The sequence below is a fragment of the Micrococcaceae bacterium Sec5.1 genome (assembly GCA_039636795.1).
Classification (GTDB): domain Bacteria; phylum Actinomycetota; class Actinomycetes; order Actinomycetales; family Micrococcaceae; genus Arthrobacter.
The window spans coordinates 3171625-3188167 of the sequence record CP143430.1 but is presented as its reverse complement, the minus strand read 5'-3'; the positions used below and the strand labels follow the sequence as shown (position 1 = coordinate 3188167).

14 protein-coding genes are annotated in these 16543 nt (G+C 61.4%); 5 read left to right on the top strand and 9 right to left on the bottom strand.

Going from position 1 to position 16543, the window contains the following annotated elements; all coding sequences use genetic code 11:
* Positions 1 to 18 precede the first annotated feature (18 nt).
* A complete protein-coding gene (gene glgA, locus VUN82_14475) occupies positions 19 to 1215 on the bottom strand; it encodes a glycogen synthase (GenBank protein XAS70323.1) in 1197 nt (398 codons plus the stop codon).
* 93 nt (positions 1216 to 1308) lie between these two features.
* Between glgA and glgC the strand changes: the two genes are divergently transcribed.
* Both glgC and VUN82_14465 read left to right on the top strand, forming a co-directional pair.
* Positions 1309 to 2721, top strand: coding sequence for a glucose-1-phosphate adenylyltransferase (gene glgC / locus VUN82_14470; protein XAS70322.1), 1413 nt, complete (start codon positions 1309 to 1311; stop codon positions 2719 to 2721).
* 75 nt (positions 2722 to 2796) lie between these two features.
* Positions 2797 to 4248: an SDR family NAD(P)-dependent oxidoreductase gene (locus tag VUN82_14465; protein ID XAS70321.1), complete on the top strand. Its 1452-nt coding sequence runs from the start codon at positions 2797 to 2799 to the stop codon at positions 4246 to 4248.
* Between the two features lie 76 nt (positions 4249 to 4324).
* On the opposite strand, the gene VUN82_14460 is transcribed toward VUN82_14465, so the two are convergent.
* The 3 genes from VUN82_14460 to VUN82_14450 form a co-directional block, all read right to left on the bottom strand.
* A complete protein-coding gene (locus VUN82_14460; GenBank protein XAS70320.1) occupies positions 4325 to 5176 on the bottom strand; it encodes a transglutaminase family protein in 852 nt (283 codons plus the stop codon).
* The gene (locus VUN82_14455) at positions 5173 to 6099 is read right to left on the bottom strand and encodes an alpha-E domain-containing protein (protein XAS70319.1); all 927 of its coding nucleotides are present in this window, start codon (positions 6097 to 6099) and stop codon (positions 5173 to 5175) included. The genes VUN82_14460 and VUN82_14455 overlap by 4 nt, the downstream gene beginning before the upstream one ends.
* 82 nt (positions 6100 to 6181) lie before the next feature.
* A complete protein-coding gene (locus VUN82_14450) occupies positions 6182 to 7738 on the bottom strand; it encodes a circularly permuted type 2 ATP-grasp protein (GenBank protein XAS70318.1) in 1557 nt (518 codons plus the stop codon).
* A gap of 111 nt (positions 7739 to 7849) precedes the next feature.
* Here VUN82_14450 and VUN82_14445 point away from each other — a divergent pair, with 111 nt between their 5' ends.
* Positions 7850 to 8914, top strand: coding sequence for a putative sulfate exporter family transporter (locus VUN82_14445; protein ID XAS70317.1), 1065 nt, complete (start codon positions 7850 to 7852; stop codon positions 8912 to 8914).
* Between the two features lie 4 nt (positions 8915 to 8918).
* On the top strand, positions 8919 to 11522 hold the full coding sequence (gene pepN / locus VUN82_14440) for an aminopeptidase N (GenBank protein ID XAS70316.1): 2604 nt from the start codon (positions 8919 to 8921) through the stop codon (positions 11520 to 11522).
* Positions 11523 to 11524: 2 nt separating this feature from the next.
* Here pepN and VUN82_14435 read toward each other — a convergent pair whose 3' ends face one another.
* The 5 genes from VUN82_14435 to VUN82_14415 form a co-directional block, all read right to left on the bottom strand.
* Positions 11525 to 12634, bottom strand: coding sequence for a lipoate--protein ligase family protein (locus VUN82_14435; protein ID XAS70315.1), 1110 nt, complete (start codon positions 12632 to 12634; stop codon positions 11525 to 11527).
* Positions 12635 to 12722: 88 nt separating this feature from the next.
* Positions 12723 to 12980, bottom strand: a complete 258-nt coding sequence (locus VUN82_14430) for a type B 50S ribosomal protein L31 (GenBank protein ID XAS70314.1) — start codon at positions 12978 to 12980, stop codon at positions 12723 to 12725.
* A gap of 142 nt (positions 12981 to 13122) precedes the next feature.
* On the bottom strand, positions 13123 to 13932 hold the full coding sequence (locus VUN82_14425) for an RNA methyltransferase (GenBank protein ID XAS70313.1): 810 nt from the start codon (positions 13930 to 13932) through the stop codon (positions 13123 to 13125).
* Between the two features lie 7 nt (positions 13933 to 13939).
* Positions 13940 to 14725: a sulfite exporter TauE/SafE family protein gene (locus tag VUN82_14420; GenBank protein ID XAS70312.1), complete on the bottom strand. Its 786-nt coding sequence runs from the start codon at positions 14723 to 14725 to the stop codon at positions 13940 to 13942.
* A gap of 18 nt (positions 14726 to 14743) precedes the next feature.
* Positions 14744 to 15529 carry an ABC transporter ATP-binding protein gene (locus VUN82_14415; GenBank protein XAS70311.1) on the bottom strand — a complete coding sequence of 262 codons (786 nt, stop codon included), beginning with the start codon at positions 15527 to 15529 and terminating at the stop codon, positions 14744 to 14746.
* A gap of 111 nt (positions 15530 to 15640) precedes the next feature.
* On the opposite strand from VUN82_14415, the gene serB reads away from it, so the two are divergent.
* Positions 15641 to 16534 (top strand): phosphoserine phosphatase SerB, encoded by an 894-nt coding sequence (gene serB, locus VUN82_14410; protein XAS70310.1) that lies wholly within the window; start codon positions 15641 to 15643, stop codon positions 16532 to 16534.
* Positions 16535 to 16543: the final 9 nt, after the last annotated feature.

Genomic DNA, 16543 nt, shown 5'->3' with positions numbered 1-16543 from the left:
GGGCTGAGTTAAGGGTGCTCAGTTAAGAACGGAGCGGTATACCTCAAGGGTGGTTTCAGTGATCGATTCCCACGAGAAATGTTCTTCGGCGCGGCGCCTGCCCGCCATGCCCATCTTGCGGGCGCGCTCTGGATCTGCCACTACCTCGTTCAGGGCTGCAGCGAAGTCGGCCACAAATTTCTGTGGATCCAGCGGCGTTCCCGTGCCGTCGGTAACCTGCTCCAAAGGGACCAGCAAGCCGGTTTCGCCATGCTGGACCACCTCAGGAATGCCGCCTGTTGCGCTTGCCACTACAGCGGCGCCGCAAGCCATTGCTTCAAGGTTCACGATGCCCAGCGGTTCGTAGATGGAGGGGCAGGCGAATGCGGTGGCATGGCTGAGGACCTGGATGAGTTCCCGGCGCGGCAGCATCCGCTCAATGAGGATCACGCCCTCGCGCTTGCTTTGGAGCTCCTCAATGAGGCGTGCTGTTTCAGCTGCCAATTCGGGAGTATCAGCTGCGCCCAGGCAGAGGACCAGTTGAACATCGGCGGGAAGGCTGGACGCTGCGCGCAGCAGGTAGGGGACGCCCTTTTGGCGGGTGTTCCGGCCAACGAACACCACGCTTGGCTTGGCGGGATCTATGCCCAGCGCGCGGATGGCGTCGTCCTCTTCGTCCCGTTCCCACAGGGAAACGTCGATGCCGTTGTGGACAACCCGGACCTTGGCGGGATCAACGTCAGGGTAACTGCGCAGGATGTCCTGCCGCATTCCATCGGATACGGCGATGATCGCCGCAGCCGCTTCGTAGGCCGTCTTCTCCACCCATGAGGACAAGGCGTAGCCGCCACCGAGCTGTTCGGCCTTCCACGGACGCAACGGCTCCAGGCTGTGGGCGCTCAGTACATGGGGAATGCCATGCAGCAGCGAAGCGAGGTGTCCTGCCATGTTGGCGTACCAGGTGTGCGAGTGGACGAGATCCGCTCCCGCAATGTCCGGAACGATCCGAAGATCCACGCCCAACGTCTGGAGGGCAGCATTGGCATCGCCGAGGTCCTGGGGTGTGGCATAGGAGGCCACGGTGGCCCCATGGTAGTCGGCATCACGTGGGGCGCCAAACGCCCGGACATGAAGATCCACGTGCTTCGCCAGCACACGGCTGAGCTCGGCAACGTGGACACCGGCACCGCCATAAATTTCCGGAGGGAATTCTTTAGTCACAATGTCTATTCGCACGTTACCCAACGTAGTCGTTCCGGCTTATGTGTTCTAGTGTGAAAGGGTCCGGAAAATCGGACTTTTGGGGGCTACGAAGACGTACGGGGAGCTATGACCATGGCGTTGAAGAAAGTATTGGCAATCGTGTTGGCTGGCGGCGAAGGCAATCGCCTCATGCCTTTGACGGCGGATAGGGCCAAGCCAGCAGTTCCGTTCGCCGGGGGCTACAGGCTTATTGACTTTGCACTATCGAATCTGGTCAATTCGGGATATTTGAAAATCGTGGTTCTGACGCAGTATAAATCGCACAGCCTTGACCGACATATCTCCGAGACCTGGCGCATGTCCACACAGTTGGGCCGCTATGTAGCTTCCGTTCCGGCGCAGCAGCGCGTCGGCAAGAGCTGGTTCCTTGGCAGCGCCAACGCCATCTATCAGTCGCTGAACCTCATTCACGACGACGCTCCGGACATTGTGGTTGTGGTCGGCGCAGACCACGTTTACCGCATGGATTTCTCCCAAATGGTGGAACAGCACATTGCCAGTGGCGCGAAGGCTACCGTAGCAGCCGTGCGACAGCCGCTGAACATGGCCAACCAATTCGGTGTGATTGAAGTTGACCAGAACGATCCCCAGAAGATCGGGGCATTCGTGGAGAAGCCGGCCAGCACGCCAGGACTTGCGGCCGATCCCACCCAGTTCCTCGCCTCCATGGGCAACTATGTCTTCAATGCCGACGCCCTCGTTGAGGCGCTTCATGTTGACGCTGAGCGACTGGATACCAAGCACGACATGGGCGGGGACATCATTCCCTACTTCGTGGACAAGGGTGAGGCCGGAGTCTATGACTTCACGCTCAATGACATCCCTGGTGCAACGGAACGTGACCGTACTTACTGGCGGGACGTTGGCACCATCGACTCCTTCTACGACGCCCACGTTGACCTCATCTCCCCCGTTCCCATCTTCAATCTCTACAACTCCGAATGGCCCATCTACACCCGCCAGAGCATTTCCCCTCCCGCCAAGTTTGTGCGCGGGGGAAACAGCACGGTGGGTACGGCGCTGGACTCCATCGTGGCCAGCGGTGTGGTCATTTCAGGCGGCATCGTTGAAGGCTCCGTGCTCTCCAACGATGTCTTCGTGGAGGCGGGCAGCCGTGTTCAGGACTCGGTACTCATGGACAAGGTCCGCGTCGGCGAAGGTGCAGTGATCAAGCGGGCCATCCTGGACAAGAACGTCAAAGTCCCGGCCGGCGCTGCCATCGGACTGGACCCGGCGCTGGACAAGGCCCGTGGCTACAAGGTCACCGAATCCGGGATCACAGTCCTTGCCAAGGGACAGCTTGTACCTGAACCTGGCGAAGAAGAGCTCGCGTTGTCCGCAGAGTACCGCCGGGGCCTGCCGGAAGCCGTTAAGGCTGCGACGCAGGATGATCCCGATATCCGGGATTCTGCAGAAAAGGTAGCTGCAGGCATTCAGGCCCGGGTAGTAGACGCAGCGTCAAACGGCGCTGGCCGCTAGGCTCCCCTTCATCACCGGTTGCGCTGGTAGAACCCGAGGCAGGCCCCAGGCTCCCAAGGCTGTAAAATCAGGTCAATGAGCTCCACCGATCTGACGCCTGAAGAGATCCAGGCCTGCCTCAAGGTTCTGACCACAATCCACGTCTATGACGAGGAGCACCCGGACTACGTCGCGGTCCGCCGCGCAACGGGCAAAATGTTCAAAGCCGTCAAGCGGCACCGCCGCGTCACCAAGCGGGATCTGATCGCGGAAGCGGACCGTGCAGTCATTGCCCTCACGGCAACAGCTGCACCGGACCGCATTGACGACGAAACCCGTGGCAACAAGCTCGCTCCTTCAGCGACCGGCGAGGTCGCGGGTCACCTGATCCGTTCACGCCCGTGCTACATCTGCAAGCAGCACTACACCCAGGTGGATGCGTTCTACCACCAGCTGTGCCCCGAGTGCGCTGCGTTCAGCCACAGCAAACGCGATGCCCGCACGGACCTCACGGGTCGCAATGCCCTGTTGACCGGTGGCCGCGCCAAGATTGGTATGTACATTGCGCTCCGCCTGCTCAGGGATGGTGCCCACACCACCATCACAACGCGCTTCCCCAAAGACGCGGCACGTCGGTTTGCGGCCATGGAAGACAGCGCGGATTGGCTGCACCGCTTGCGGATCGTTGGCATTGACCTCCGTGATCCCGCCCAGGTGATGGCCCTGACGGACTCCCTGAACAAGGCCGGTCCGCTGGACATCATCATCAACAATGCCGCGCAAACCGTGCGGCGGACCGGTAACGCCTACAAACCCTTGGTTGACGCCGAGGACGAGCCCTTGCCGGCGGCATTGGAGGCTTCCAACGGAGGACCCGAGCTTGTCACGTTCGGCCACGCCCATGACAAGCATCCACTGGCCCTGGCCAGCAGCGTCACCGAACATCCTGTCCTCGCCGGAGACGCGATCACTTCCCTGGCGCTCTCTACCGGCTCGGCGTCTTTGGCCCGGATTGAATCCGGAACGGCTATCGATGCCGGCGGGCTGGTGCCGGACCTCGCCACCATCAACAGCTGGACGCAAGTAGTGGACGAAGTGGATCCGCTCGAAATGCTCGAAGTGCAGCTGTGCAACGTCACAGCTCCGTTCCTGTTGGTAAGCCGCCTCCGCGATGCCATGAAACGCTCAACGGCGAGGCGAAAGTACATCGTGAACGTTTCGGCCATGGAGGGGCAGTTCTCCCGTGCCTACAAGGGTCCGGGGCATCCTCACACCAACATGGCCAAAGCTGCCTTGAACATGATGACGCGAACCAGTGCCCAGGAAATGTTGGATTCCGATGGCATCCTCATGACTGCCGTGGACACCGGTTGGATCACTGATGAACGTCCGCATTACACCAAGGTGCGGCTCATGGAAGAAGGATTCCATGCGCCCTTGGACCTGGTGGACGGTGCTGCCCGCGTGTATGACCCCATCGTGATGGGCGAGAACGGCGAGGACCAGTACGGAGTGTTCCTCAAGGACTACAAGCCCTCCCCCTGGTAGATCAAAAAATCCTCGACTTGTGAACAGATATGGCCCCCAAGTGCTTTCTTGGGGGCCATATCTGTAAGCAAACTGCTTATGCGAGGCGGGTGATCTCCACGGAAACGGACAGGCCCGAGCCACCGCCGCCGGACAAAATACCTTTCAGCGGCGGAACATCCCGGTAGTCCCGTCCCCTCGCCACGGTCACGTGGTAGTCGCCGGCAGGCTTATGGTTGGTGGGATCCCAGCTGCGCCACTCCCCGTCCCACCACTCCAGCCAGGCGTGGGACTGCCCGGCAACCATTTCGCCGATGTCAGCGGACGATCGCGGATGGATGTATCCGGAAACGTAGCGCGCTGGAATGCCCCGGCTACGCAATGCACCAATGGCCAAATGGGCAAGGTCCTGGCAGACACCCTGGCGTTGGGTCCACGCCTGCTCGGCATTCGTCGTGACACCCGTGGTGCCCTTCATGTACGTCATCTCGCCGGCCATCCAGGAAAAGACCGCCAAGGCCGCCTCATGGGGGTTCTTACCGTCGACTACCCCTGGGATGATGCCGAGGACTTCCTCGCCCGGACCGCTCAAGCGGGACTGGGGCAGCCAATCGCTGAATTCGTCCTGGATCTTCTCCGAGGCGATGACGTCCCAGCCCACGATGTCGTCCTCGGTTGCCACGCGCTCGGTCCGGTGCACTTCCACCGTGGCCGTTGCAAGGACTTCGAGGCTCTCGTGGGGCATCTGCATATCGAAGGCGGTGACCCGCGTGCCCCAGTAGTCGCGGTACGTGCTGACCGAGGCCTGGTTGGGTGAAACCTTCAGCGAGGACTCCAGGACCACCTGCTGGCCGTCCGTCAACGGAGTCATCCGCGCCTCGTTGTAGGACAACGTCACGCGTCGGTTGTATTTGTACGCCGTCTTGTGGACGATGCTCAGCCGGGTCATGAAACTTCTCCCACCCAGGCGTGCTCATCAGCCTGATTGAAGTACTTACGGGAAATCGCGTCCGAAGCCTGGGTCACGGCCTTCTGCACACGTTCCATATGCTCTGGCAATTCGGACATCAGGTCATCCGTCCGGTGGAACTCAAGGAACGTTCTGGCCTGCCCGACAATCCGACGCGCATCATTAATGAAGCCGACCCGCTGTGCTGAAGGATCCAGCTTTGCCAGGCACTCGTCCGCGTCGCGCAGGGCGTAGACGATCGAGCGCGGGAACAAACGGTCCAGAAGGAGGAACTCGGCTGCGTGCTGGTCGCCAAATGCGGCCCTCCGGGTCCGGATGAAGGACTCATAGGCTCCGGCGCAGCGCAGCATGTTCACCCACGACATTCCCGCGGACTGCACATCCCGCGTGGACAGCATGCGGGCTGTCATGTCGGCACGCTCAAGGGAACGCCCGAGCACCATAAACAGCCAGCTCTCGTCATGGCTGACGGTGGTGTCGGCCAGCCCGCGCACCATGGCGGTCCGCTCAAGGACCCAGTTGCAGAAACGGTAGGTTCCCACGACGTCCTTGCGATGCTGGCTGAGGCCGTAATACGTGGTGTTGAGGCTTTCCCAGAGTGACTGCGAGACGGTCTCCCGCGCCCTGCGTGCGTTCTCACGTGCGGCGCCAAGCGAGCCCGCGATGGAGGATGCGCTCTGCTTGTCATAGGCAAGTGCATGCAGCAACTCCGGCAGGCCGAAGTCTTCGCTTTGTGGTTTCGCGCCCATCACGGCGAGGAGTTCGCGGGCCACACTGCGTTGCTCCTCAAGGGGCAGGTGGTTCAAGCGCTCCAGGTGCACGTCCAGGATCCTGGCAGTGCCGTCGGCCCGCTCCACATAGCGTCCGATCCAGAAAAGTGACTCGGCAATACGGCTCAGCATGAAACTGCGCCTCCTTCGCGTGGTGCTTGTCGAAGTTCAGGGTTTGATCGAGAAGGGATTCCGCTGAGGCCTGCGATGCGGCTCACTGCTGCTGCTCCGTTTGGCGGTCCCGCCAATTGCTTTCCACGGGCCACACAGAAACCTGCTCGCGCACCGTCACGGACTGGCGGGGAATGATCTCGGCAGGCATTTGTGGCGAATTGGCCAACACCCAGGTGTCTTTGGAACCACCGCCCTGGCTGGAATTCACAATCAGGGAACCTTCCTTGAGCGCCACACGCGTCAGGCCGCCGGGAAGGACCCAGACGTCGTCGCCGTCGTTGACCGCAAAGGGGCGGAGGTCCACGTGCCGCGGCCCGAATTTGTCTCCGGAGAGCGTGGGGACAGTGGAGAGCTGAAGAACGGGCTGTGCGATCCAGCCGCGCGGATCTGCAATCACGCGCTTCCGCAAAGCGTCAAGCTCTTCCTTGGAAGCATCCGGACCGATGACCAGGCCCTTGCCGCCCGAACCATCGACGGGCTTGACCACAAGCTCCTCCAAGCGGTCCAGAACATGTTCCCTGGCTTCCTTTTCTTCAAGCCGGAAAGTGTCGACGTTGGCGATGATTGGCTCTTCGTGAAGGTAGTACCGGATCAGGTCAGGCACGTAACTGTACACGAGCTTGTCGTCGGCTACGCCGTTGCCAACGGCGTTGGCGATGGTGACGCCACCAGCGCGGGCGGCGTTGACCAGGCCAGGGCAACCAAGCATGGAATCGGAACGGAACTGCAGGGGATCCAGGAAGTCGTCGTCGATTCGCTTATAGATGACATCCACGCGCTGTTCGCCGGCTGTGGTCCGCATGTACACACGGTTGCCGCGGCAGATCAGGTCCCGGCCTTCCACCAATTCCACGCCCATGAGTCCGGCAAGGAGGGTGTGCTCAAAATAAGCGCTGTTGAACACGCCAGGTGTGAGCACCACAACCGTGGGATCGTCGACGCCGGCCGGTGCGGTCTTGCGCAGCGCTGAGAGGAGCCTGCGGGGGTACTCCTCCACCGGCCGGATGTGTTGTTGGCCAAATGCCTCGGGCAGGCCCTTTGCCATGGCACGGCGGTTCTCCAGTACGTAGCTCACGCCGGAGGGGACCCGGACGTTGTCCTCGAGGACACGGAAGGTACCTTCGGCATCACGGACGACGTCGATGCCTGAGACGTGGACGCGAACACCACCGGAAGGCTCGAAGCCGTGAACCGCACGGTGGAAATGGGCGCTTGTGGTGACGAGTTGCCGGGGAATGACGCCATCAGCCACCACGGCCATCCGGCCATACACATCGTTGAGGAATGCTTCAAGGGCCTTGACCCGCTGCGCCACGCCGCGCTCAAGGACGTCCCACTCATCGGCGGGGATAACGCGCGGGACGATATCCAGCGGGAATGGCCGCTCCTCCCCCGCGTAGTCGAACGTCACACCGCGGTCCAGGAACGTACGTGCCATGGAATCGGCGCGGGCGGTGACATCGGCCAGGGAAAGTTCGCGCAGCGCACCGGAGACCTGACCGTAGGATTTTCTGGCGACGTGGCCGGGAGCGAACATCTCGTCGTAGGCACCGCTGCGCGCAGCGGCCTCGGAATAATCCTGAAATAGGTCAGACATGGGAATTAGACAATCACCTTTTTGAGTCAAGCGCATTTCGCACTGATTGTGTCGCGGTTTCCGGAGACTCCCGGTTCGCCTTTCGGTGCCCCCATCCGGCAGGGTTGAGGCATGCCCTTGAACAGTCTTGCGCCCCACCTGTCCCGGCTGGGGCCGGGGTTGGTCCTGAGTATTGCCGCAACGGGGGTCGCCTTTACCGTCCACACGGTATTTCCGGCATTGGGGGTCATTCCCGTCATGACGCTTGCTGTTGCACTGGGTCTGCTCTCTGCAAATATACCGGGCACTGCTGCCTGGGCGGCGGGGCGCGCCCGGCCAGGCCTGGACTTCGCAGGGAAGCACCTCATGCGTGCCGGAATCGTCCTGCTTGGACTCAAAGTGAGCATGGGCGACGTCCTGGGATTGGGGTGGTTGTCACTGCTTCTGATTGCGGCCGTTGTAGTACTGAGTTTCGCCGGGACATATGGACTCGCGAAGATCCTGCGCCTTCCGGACGAGGCGGCCCTCCTGATCGCCACAGGGTTTTCCATTTGTGGTGCGTCTGCCATCGGTGCCATGGCAGCGGTACGCCGGGTCAAGCATCAGGACACTGTTCTTCCCGTGGCGCTGGTGACATTGTGCGGCACTCTGGCCATTGGAGTGCTCCCCCTCCTTATGCACCCCTTGGGCTTGAACCCGGAACAATTCGGAGCCTGGACCGGTGCGTCCGTGCATGATGTCGGTCAAGTGGTTGCCACCGCCCAAACTGCGGGGACAGCGGCGCTGGCTGTCGCCGTCGTCGTTAAATTGACGCGAGTGGTGCTTCTGGCGCCCATCGCGGCCGCGGCAGGGCTCCACCAGCGGGTGATGCACGTCCGGCGGCGGTCCAATGGGGTACCAGGTCAATCAGGACAGCACGACGGCGACGGCAGGTTCCCGCCGATTGTCCCTCTGTTTGTCCTCGGCTTCATCGCGATGGTGGGCGTCCGCACCTTGGGGTGGGCGCCACCGGCAGCTCTGGAAGCCGCCGCCGGAGTACAGGACATCCTGCTTGCGACCGCCCTGTTTGGGCTCGGTTCCGCCGTGCGGGTGCGCACCCTGGTCCATACCGGTGGCCGTGCCGTTGCTGTTGCACTGGGATCGTGGCTGCTGATCGCAACGCTGGGCCTGGGCGCCGTATGGATCATGATTAGATAGCTGTGTGTCGAATCACAATCTCTCGCGCGACGAAGCCGCAACACGTTCAGCCCTGATCACCACCCACAGCTACGACGTCACCCTCGATGTCCGCGACGCGGCAGATCCCGCAACCGCCGGCTACCCGAGCACCAGCACCATCAGGTTTTCAGCCAAGCCTGGTTCAGCTACCTTCCTGGATTTCATCAGTGACGGAGTGAAGTCCGTGGTGCTGAATGGCAAGGAGCTTGATGTTGACCGTGCCGTGGACCGGGACAGAATCATCCTGGAAGGCCTCGCCACCGAAAACACCGTCACTGTGACCGGGACAGCGCTCTACAGCCGCTCCGGAGAGGGCATGCACCGCTTTGTCGACCCCGCCGATGGCCAGTGCTACCTCTACACCCAGTACGAACCGGCCGACAGCCGCCGCGTCTTCGCCAACTTCGAGCAGCCCGATCTCAAAGGCGAATTCACTTTCCACGTGATCGCTCCGGCAGGCTGGGAAGTCGCCTCCAATGGCGTGGAGACCGCCCGAACGCCTCTAGCGGATGATGCGGCAGCATGCTGCTGGGACTTTGCCACCACCAAGCGGATGTCCACCTACATCACCACGATCCTCGCCGGGCCCTACTTCAAGGCGACGGATCATTGGGGAGCAACTCTCGACGACGGCACCCGCCTTGACGTGCCACTGGCCCTTTACTGCCGCGCGTCTTTGGCGGAGTCGTTCGATGCCGATGAACTCTTCCGGCTGACCAAGAGCGGGCTGGCGTTCTTCAACGAACTTTTCGACTACCCCTATCCTTGGGGCAAATACGATCAGGCGTTCGTGCCCGAGTACAACCTCGGCGCCATGGAAAACCCCGGGCTGGTCACCTTCACCGAGAAGTATGTCTACGCTTCGCGGGCAACGGACGCCCAGTACCAGGCCCGTGCCAACACACTGATGCACGAGATGGCCCACATGTGGTTCGGCGACCTCGTCACCATGACCTGGTGGGATGACCTCTGGCTGAAGGAATCCTTTGCTGACTACATGGGGACCCTCGGCGTGGACCGTGCCACTGACTGGGATACCGCATGGGTGAATTTCGCCAGTAAACGCAAAGCCTGGGCCTATGTACAGGACCAGCTGCCTACCACGCACCCCATCGTTGCCGACATTCCGGACCTCGAGGCGGCCAAGCAGAACTTTGATGGAATCACGTATGCCAAAGGGGCCTCTGTTCTGAAGCAACTGGTGTCTTACGTAGGCTTTGACGACTTTATCGCCGGATCCCGTCAGTACTTCCGGGGCCACGAGTTCGGCAACACCTCGCTACAGGACCTTCTGCAGGCGCTCAGCCTCGCGTCGGGAAGGGACCTTGCCGGCTGGGCGCGGCAGTGGCTGCAGACATCGGGCATTTCCACGATCACGGCGGACATCGTTGATGACAACGGGATCATGGGCACCGTGACGCTCCAACAGGATGCAACCGACCCCCTGACCGGCAGGCAGGAGTTGCGGCCCCACCGACTCCGGTTGGGCCTGTATGACCCCGATTCCTCCGGCCACCTCGTCCGGCGAGAGAGCATCGAGCTGGACGTCTCTGGCCCGAGCACGCTGGTGGCCGAACTGGCAGGGAAGCCCCGGCCCGCCCTGCTGCTGGTCAACGATGAGGACCTCAGTTACGCCAAGGTGCGGCTGGACGTCATTTCGGAGCACACGGTCCGCAGTTCCCTGGGCACCATCCAGGACCCCATGGCACGTGCCCTGTGCTGGACCGCACTGTGGGATTCGGCTCGGGATGGCGCTACGCCAGCGGTTCGGTACGTTGCCGCCGTCGAACAATTCGCAGCCACCGAAACCGGCATCGGCGTCCTCCTGAATGTGCTGGGCAATGCGGCCACCGCTATTGAACGTTATGTCCCCGCTGTCATGCGGGAAGGCGCGCGTAAGGACTTCCTGGCAGTCGCCGCCGCCCAATTGCAATCCGCAGCCCCTGGATCCGACCACCAGCTTGCGTGGGCCAGAACCCTGGCCGATGTTTCCAGGCACGGCGACAGCGAGCTCCCCCTGCTGCGGGGCATCTTGGAAGGCGGCACCGTTATTGAGGGCCTGGCCGTTGATGCTGAACTGCGCTGGAGTTTCTGGCAGGCCCTCGCCGCCCATGGACAAGCCACGCAGCGCGAGCTGGATGCTGAACTTGAGGCGGACAAGACGGCCTCCGGCCGTGAAGGCCACGCAGTAGCCTCCTCAGCCCGCCCTGACCCCTCCGTAAAGGCTGGAGTATGGGACGCAGCAGTCAACACCACCGGCCTGTCCAACGAGATCCTCAGTGCAACAATCACGGGTTTCACCATTGCGCCCAGAGACCTCCTGGACCCATACATCGAGCCCTACTTTGAATGCCTGGAACGTGTCTGGGCTGAGCGCAGTATCGAAATCGCAGGCAGGATCGTCAGGGGCCTCTACCCCGGCGCCCAGGACTTAGCCGCCGGGATGGAGCCGATCACGCATCCAGTGCTGGTGAAGACTGACCGGTGGCTGCATGAGCATGCCGATGCACCCCGCGCTTTGCGCCGCATCATCATCGAACAGCGCAGCCACCTGCTACGGGCGCTGACGGCGCAAGCGGCGGGGTAAGCCTAAGGGACCCTGTTCAACCACTCCTCTGTGCCGAACTTGGTTTCTACCCGCTTCCTGGCCTCCGAAAGTTCGTCGTCCGACAGGCGGGACTCAACTGCGCCGTAGCGTTCGGTAAAGACTTCCTGCATTGCCTGGATGATAGCGGCGCGGGCCAAGCCGGTCTGCCGGCGCAATGGATCCACTCGCTTCTTGGCGCTTCGCGTGCCTTTGTCTGAGAGCTTTTCCTTGCCGATGCGCAGGACCTCCACCATCTTGTCGGCGTCGATGTCATAGCTCATGGTCACGTGGTGCAGCATGCCTCCATTGGCGAGCCGTTTCTGGGCCGCGCCACCGATCTTGCCTTGCTCAGTGGCGATGTCATTGAGGGGAACATAGAAAGCCGTGATGCCAAGCTTCTCCAGCGCCGCCATGACCCATGCGTCAAGGAAGGCGTAGGAATCAGCGAAACTGATGCCGTCCACCAACGTCTGCGGTATGTAGAGGGAGTAGGTGATGCAGTTGCCGGCTTCCATGAACATTGCACCGCCACCGCTGATCCGGCGGACTACTGTGATGCCGTGCCTGGATACACCTTCAGGATCGACTTCGTTCCGAACGGACTGGAAACTCCCGATCACCACTGAAGGTTCCTCCCAGTCCCAGAACCGCAGGGTGGGATTTCGCAGTCCCGCGCCGACTTCTTCCGTGAGGACCTCATCGAGTGCGACGTTAACCTCGGTGGGCAGGACCGTAGGCGGGATAATTTCCCATTGGTGATCGGACCAGCCTGTGGCTTCGGACAGCGCACGGCGGACGGTCACTGCGACGGCCTCCGCCGAGAATCCAAAAAGCACGGACCCTGGGGGCAGCCCGGCTGAGACAGCTGCAGTGATGTCTGCAGCCGACGTCGTCGAAGGCAGGCCCGTCAGCGCCGCATTGATGTCCTGCAGGGCTTCGTCCGGCTCCAGGAAGAAGTCGCCACTCAGTGAAACGTTGGCCAAGAGGCCGCCTTGGACGTCCAGATCCACCACCACGAGTTTGCCGCCGGGAACTTTATACTCCCCGTGAAGGCGAGTGGCGCCGTCGTCAATGTAGTTAGTGGGCTTTTCGGGTACGGGCTGGGACGTCATGGGTTCCATCTTGCCGGAAAACAAAAAAGCCCGCATTGCTGGAAATTCCAGCGATGCGGGCTTTCGAAAAGCTTTGGGGTGAAGTGGGTTACTTCGTGCCGCCGAAGCCCTTGAAGCGAGCGTTGAAGCGCTCGACGCGGCCAGCGGAGTCCATGATGCGCTGCTTGCCCGTGTAGAACGGGTGGGACTCCGAAGAGATTTCGACGTCGATAACCGGGTAGGTGTTTCCATCTTCCCATTCGATGGTCTTCGAGGAAGACACAGTCGACTTGGTCAGGAACTTCGTGCCGGAAGCCAGGTCGTTGAAAACAACAGCTTCGTACTTCGGGTGGATATCAGACTTCATAATGGGACCTTTTGTTCACGCAACTGGATTTTGCCAGCTGCCAGGTATGAATGGAGGTGGTCCGCCTGCTGCCATGTAGAAATTCCAGCGGCCGGGCCAACAATCAATCATAGCCGAAACCAGCCGGGTGCACGAACCAGGCTCAGTCCTGCGGGCGAAGCTCCCAGAACGCCACTGCCGAGGCGGATGCGACGTTCAGTGAATCGACACCGGTGCGCATCGGAATCTTGACGGCGAGGTCGACGGCGGCCAGCGTCTCTGCGCTCATTCCGGCACCTTCCGTGCCAAGTACCAGAGCGAGTTTGGGGATGTTGCGGGCAGCGAGTTCGTCAAGGTCAACAGCGTCATCGGTCAATTCCATAGCGACAACTGTGAAGCCCTGTTCCTTGAGCCTTTCGAGGTCGCCCGGCCAGCTTTCCAGACGTGCCCAGGGAACCTGGAAGACCGTTCCCATACTGACCCGGACGCTCCGGCGATACAGCGGGTCCCCGCAGCGCGGCGAAACAAGCACGGCGTCCATTCCCAAGGCGGCAGCTGAACGGAAGATGGCGCCGACGTTGGTGTGGTCCACGATGTCTTCCAGTACGGCAATCCGGCGGGCACCGGCCAGCAGCTCCGTGAGCGGCACGGGTTCCGGACGGTGCATGGCTGCCATCGCTCCGCGGTGCAGGTGGAATCCCGTGATTTCTTCCAGCAGCTTGGCCTTGCCGATGAAGACCGGAACGTCGGGATAGGCCCGGAAAACGTCGTCGAGGTCTTCCAGCCACTTCTCAGCCAGGAAGAAGGAACGTGGCTGATGACCTGCTGCCAGCGCCCGACGAAGAACCTTGGAGGATTCGGCGATGTACATGCCTTCTTTAGGCTCGCGGAGCTTGCGAAGGTGCACATCGGTCAGGGTGGTGTAGTCGGTCACGCGGGGATCATCCGCGGACTCAAGGTAGTGGAACGTCACCGGGTGATTATTTCAGCAGGTTGGCGATCATGACGACGAGGGCCACGATGCCAAGGGTGAAGATAATCGCACGCAAAACGCGCGGGGAAAGCTTGCGGCCAACCTTTGATCCAACCAGGCCTCCAATGGTTGAGCTCACGCCGATAAGCAGGACCACGAGCCAATTAATGCGATCGAAGGCAAAGATCAGGTAGGACACAGCGGCCACCATGTTAACGCCGAGCACGAGGATGTTCTTCATGGCGTTGGCGTTCTGCATGGTCCCAGTGAGGAACACGCCCAATATTCCTACGAGCAAAATCCCTTGGGCCGCTACGAAGTAGCCGCCGTATACCCCGGCGAGGTAAACCAGGACCACGAGGAGGATGCCGTGGCTCCGGTCCCTGAGGGCATGCTCCGGGTTCTCTTCACGGTTTCGCACTGAGGCCTGGAGTCGAGGCTGGAACACCACCATCAGCAGCGCCAGTACCAACAGGACGGGGGCGACGTAATGGAACACCTTGTCCGGAAGGTGCAGCAACAACCATGCGCCAGTGATGCCGCCCAGAAGTGAAGCCGGCAGCAGCTTCAGCAACTGCCTGCCGCGGCCCGCGAGTTCCTGGCGATATCCCCATGCTCCGGCCGCAGTTCCGGCCACCAGGCCCATGGCGTTGCTCATGGAGGCAACCACCGGGGTTACGCCCAGCGCAATGAGCACTGGAAAAGTCACGAGGGTGCCGGAGCCGACTACCGCATTAATGGTGCCGGCCCACAAGCCCGCGAAAAAGACCAGGACGCTGCTAAGAATCTCCACAGTTGACGAAGAGTTCGCCTAGCGGCGTGCGGTTGCGGTGTAGCGGCCGGCGTTTTCCGTGACGTCCAGGGCAAGGCCGAAGGTGTTGCTCAGGTGTTCGTCCGTGAGAACGTCCTTGATGGCACCAGCTGCCACTACTCCACCTTCGCGCAGCAGCATTGCGTGGGTGAATCCCGGGGGAACTTCTTCGAGGTGGTGGGTAACCAGGACCATCGCGGGAGCCGCCTCGTCCTTGGCCAGTTCACCAAGTTTGTGCACTAGCTCTTCGCGCCCCCCGAGGTCCAGTCCGGCCGCCGGTTCATCCAGGAGCAGGAGTTCGGGATCGGTCATGAGTGCGCGCGCGATCTGCACCCGCTTCCGCTCACCTTCGGAGAGAGTGGCAAACGTGCGGTTGAGCAGCGGGCCCATCCCCCAGTCGTTCAGAAGGCCAAAGGCGCGACGCTCGTCGTCGCGCTCGTATCCTTCACGCCAGCGGCCCGTGACGCCATAGGCCGCGGTAACTACGACATTGAGGACGTTCTCGTGTTCCGGAATCTGGGTAGCGAGTGCTGCCGAGGAAAGGCCAATCCGGGGGCGCAGTTCAAAGACGTCCACCCGGCCCAGGGTTTCGTCAAGGATCCCTGCCCTTCCGCTGGACGGGTGCATGCGTGCTGCAGCAATCTGGAGAAGTGTGGTTTTGCCTGCGCCGTTGGGGCCAAGAATGACCCAGCGTTCGCCTTCGTTGACCTGCCAGTCAACCTTGTCCAGCAGGGTCTTCTTGCCTCGGACAACGCTGACGGAAGCCAATTCCAGAACATCACTCATAGCAGTAGACACTAGGACAAAAATACAGATGACTGATAACCGGGCATAGGTGCTCGCTGCTGCGGAGAAACGAATTCGGGTGAACCTGGCACGCTCAGTAGGATTGAGGCCATGACTTCGAACTTGGCTGCGGTCAGCTATGGCGTGAATTTGTCCCCTGAATCGCTTGATAACGTGCGCAAAGTGCTGGCTGATGCCGGTGCCGCAGTGTCATCGGAATCACATTCCGGGGACGACCGCTTCGGTGTTCACACGGCCGGTTTCGCCGTTGATGCAATCACACCTGCAGAACTAAGTGCTATTCGACGGCGGGTGGCTGAGGCCGCGAATGCCGGAGTAGATACTGCGATCGTTCCGGAGGCCCTTCGCCAGGCTCCCAGGAAGCTCCTCATCATGGATGTGGATTCCACGCTGATCCAGCAGGAAGTCATCGAGTTGCTGGCAGCGTATGCGGGCAAGCGCGACGAAGTTGCAGCTGTTACCGAAGCAGCCATGCGTGGGGAGCTGGATTTTGCCCAGAGCCTCTACGCCCGCGTTGAAGTGCTCGCAGGGCTGCCTGCCGCCGTCGTCGATTCTGTACGCGCGGAAGTGCGCCTCAGCCTTGGTGCAGCAGAACTGGTGGCCGCGTTCAAGGAGGCAGGCCACGTGGTGGCTGTTGTTTCCGGCGGCTTCAACCAGATCCTGGGGCCCATCGCTGAAGAACTCGGCCTGGACTACTGGATTGCCAACGAGTTGGAAATCGTCGATGGCGCTTTGACGGGCAGGGTGCTGGGCGACGTGATTGATCGCGCGGCCAAGGAGAAGTACCTGCGTGAGTGGGCAGCCGCTGAGGGGATCGACCTTGAGCACACCATTGCTGTGGGCGACGGCGCCAACGACCTCGACATGCTGGGGACGGCCGGAATTGGCGTTGCCTTCAACGCCAAACCGGCCGTCCGTGCAGCGGCAGACGCCGTCATCAACATGCCGTACCTTGATGCGGTGCGGCACATCGCCAACGTCTGAAGCCCACGT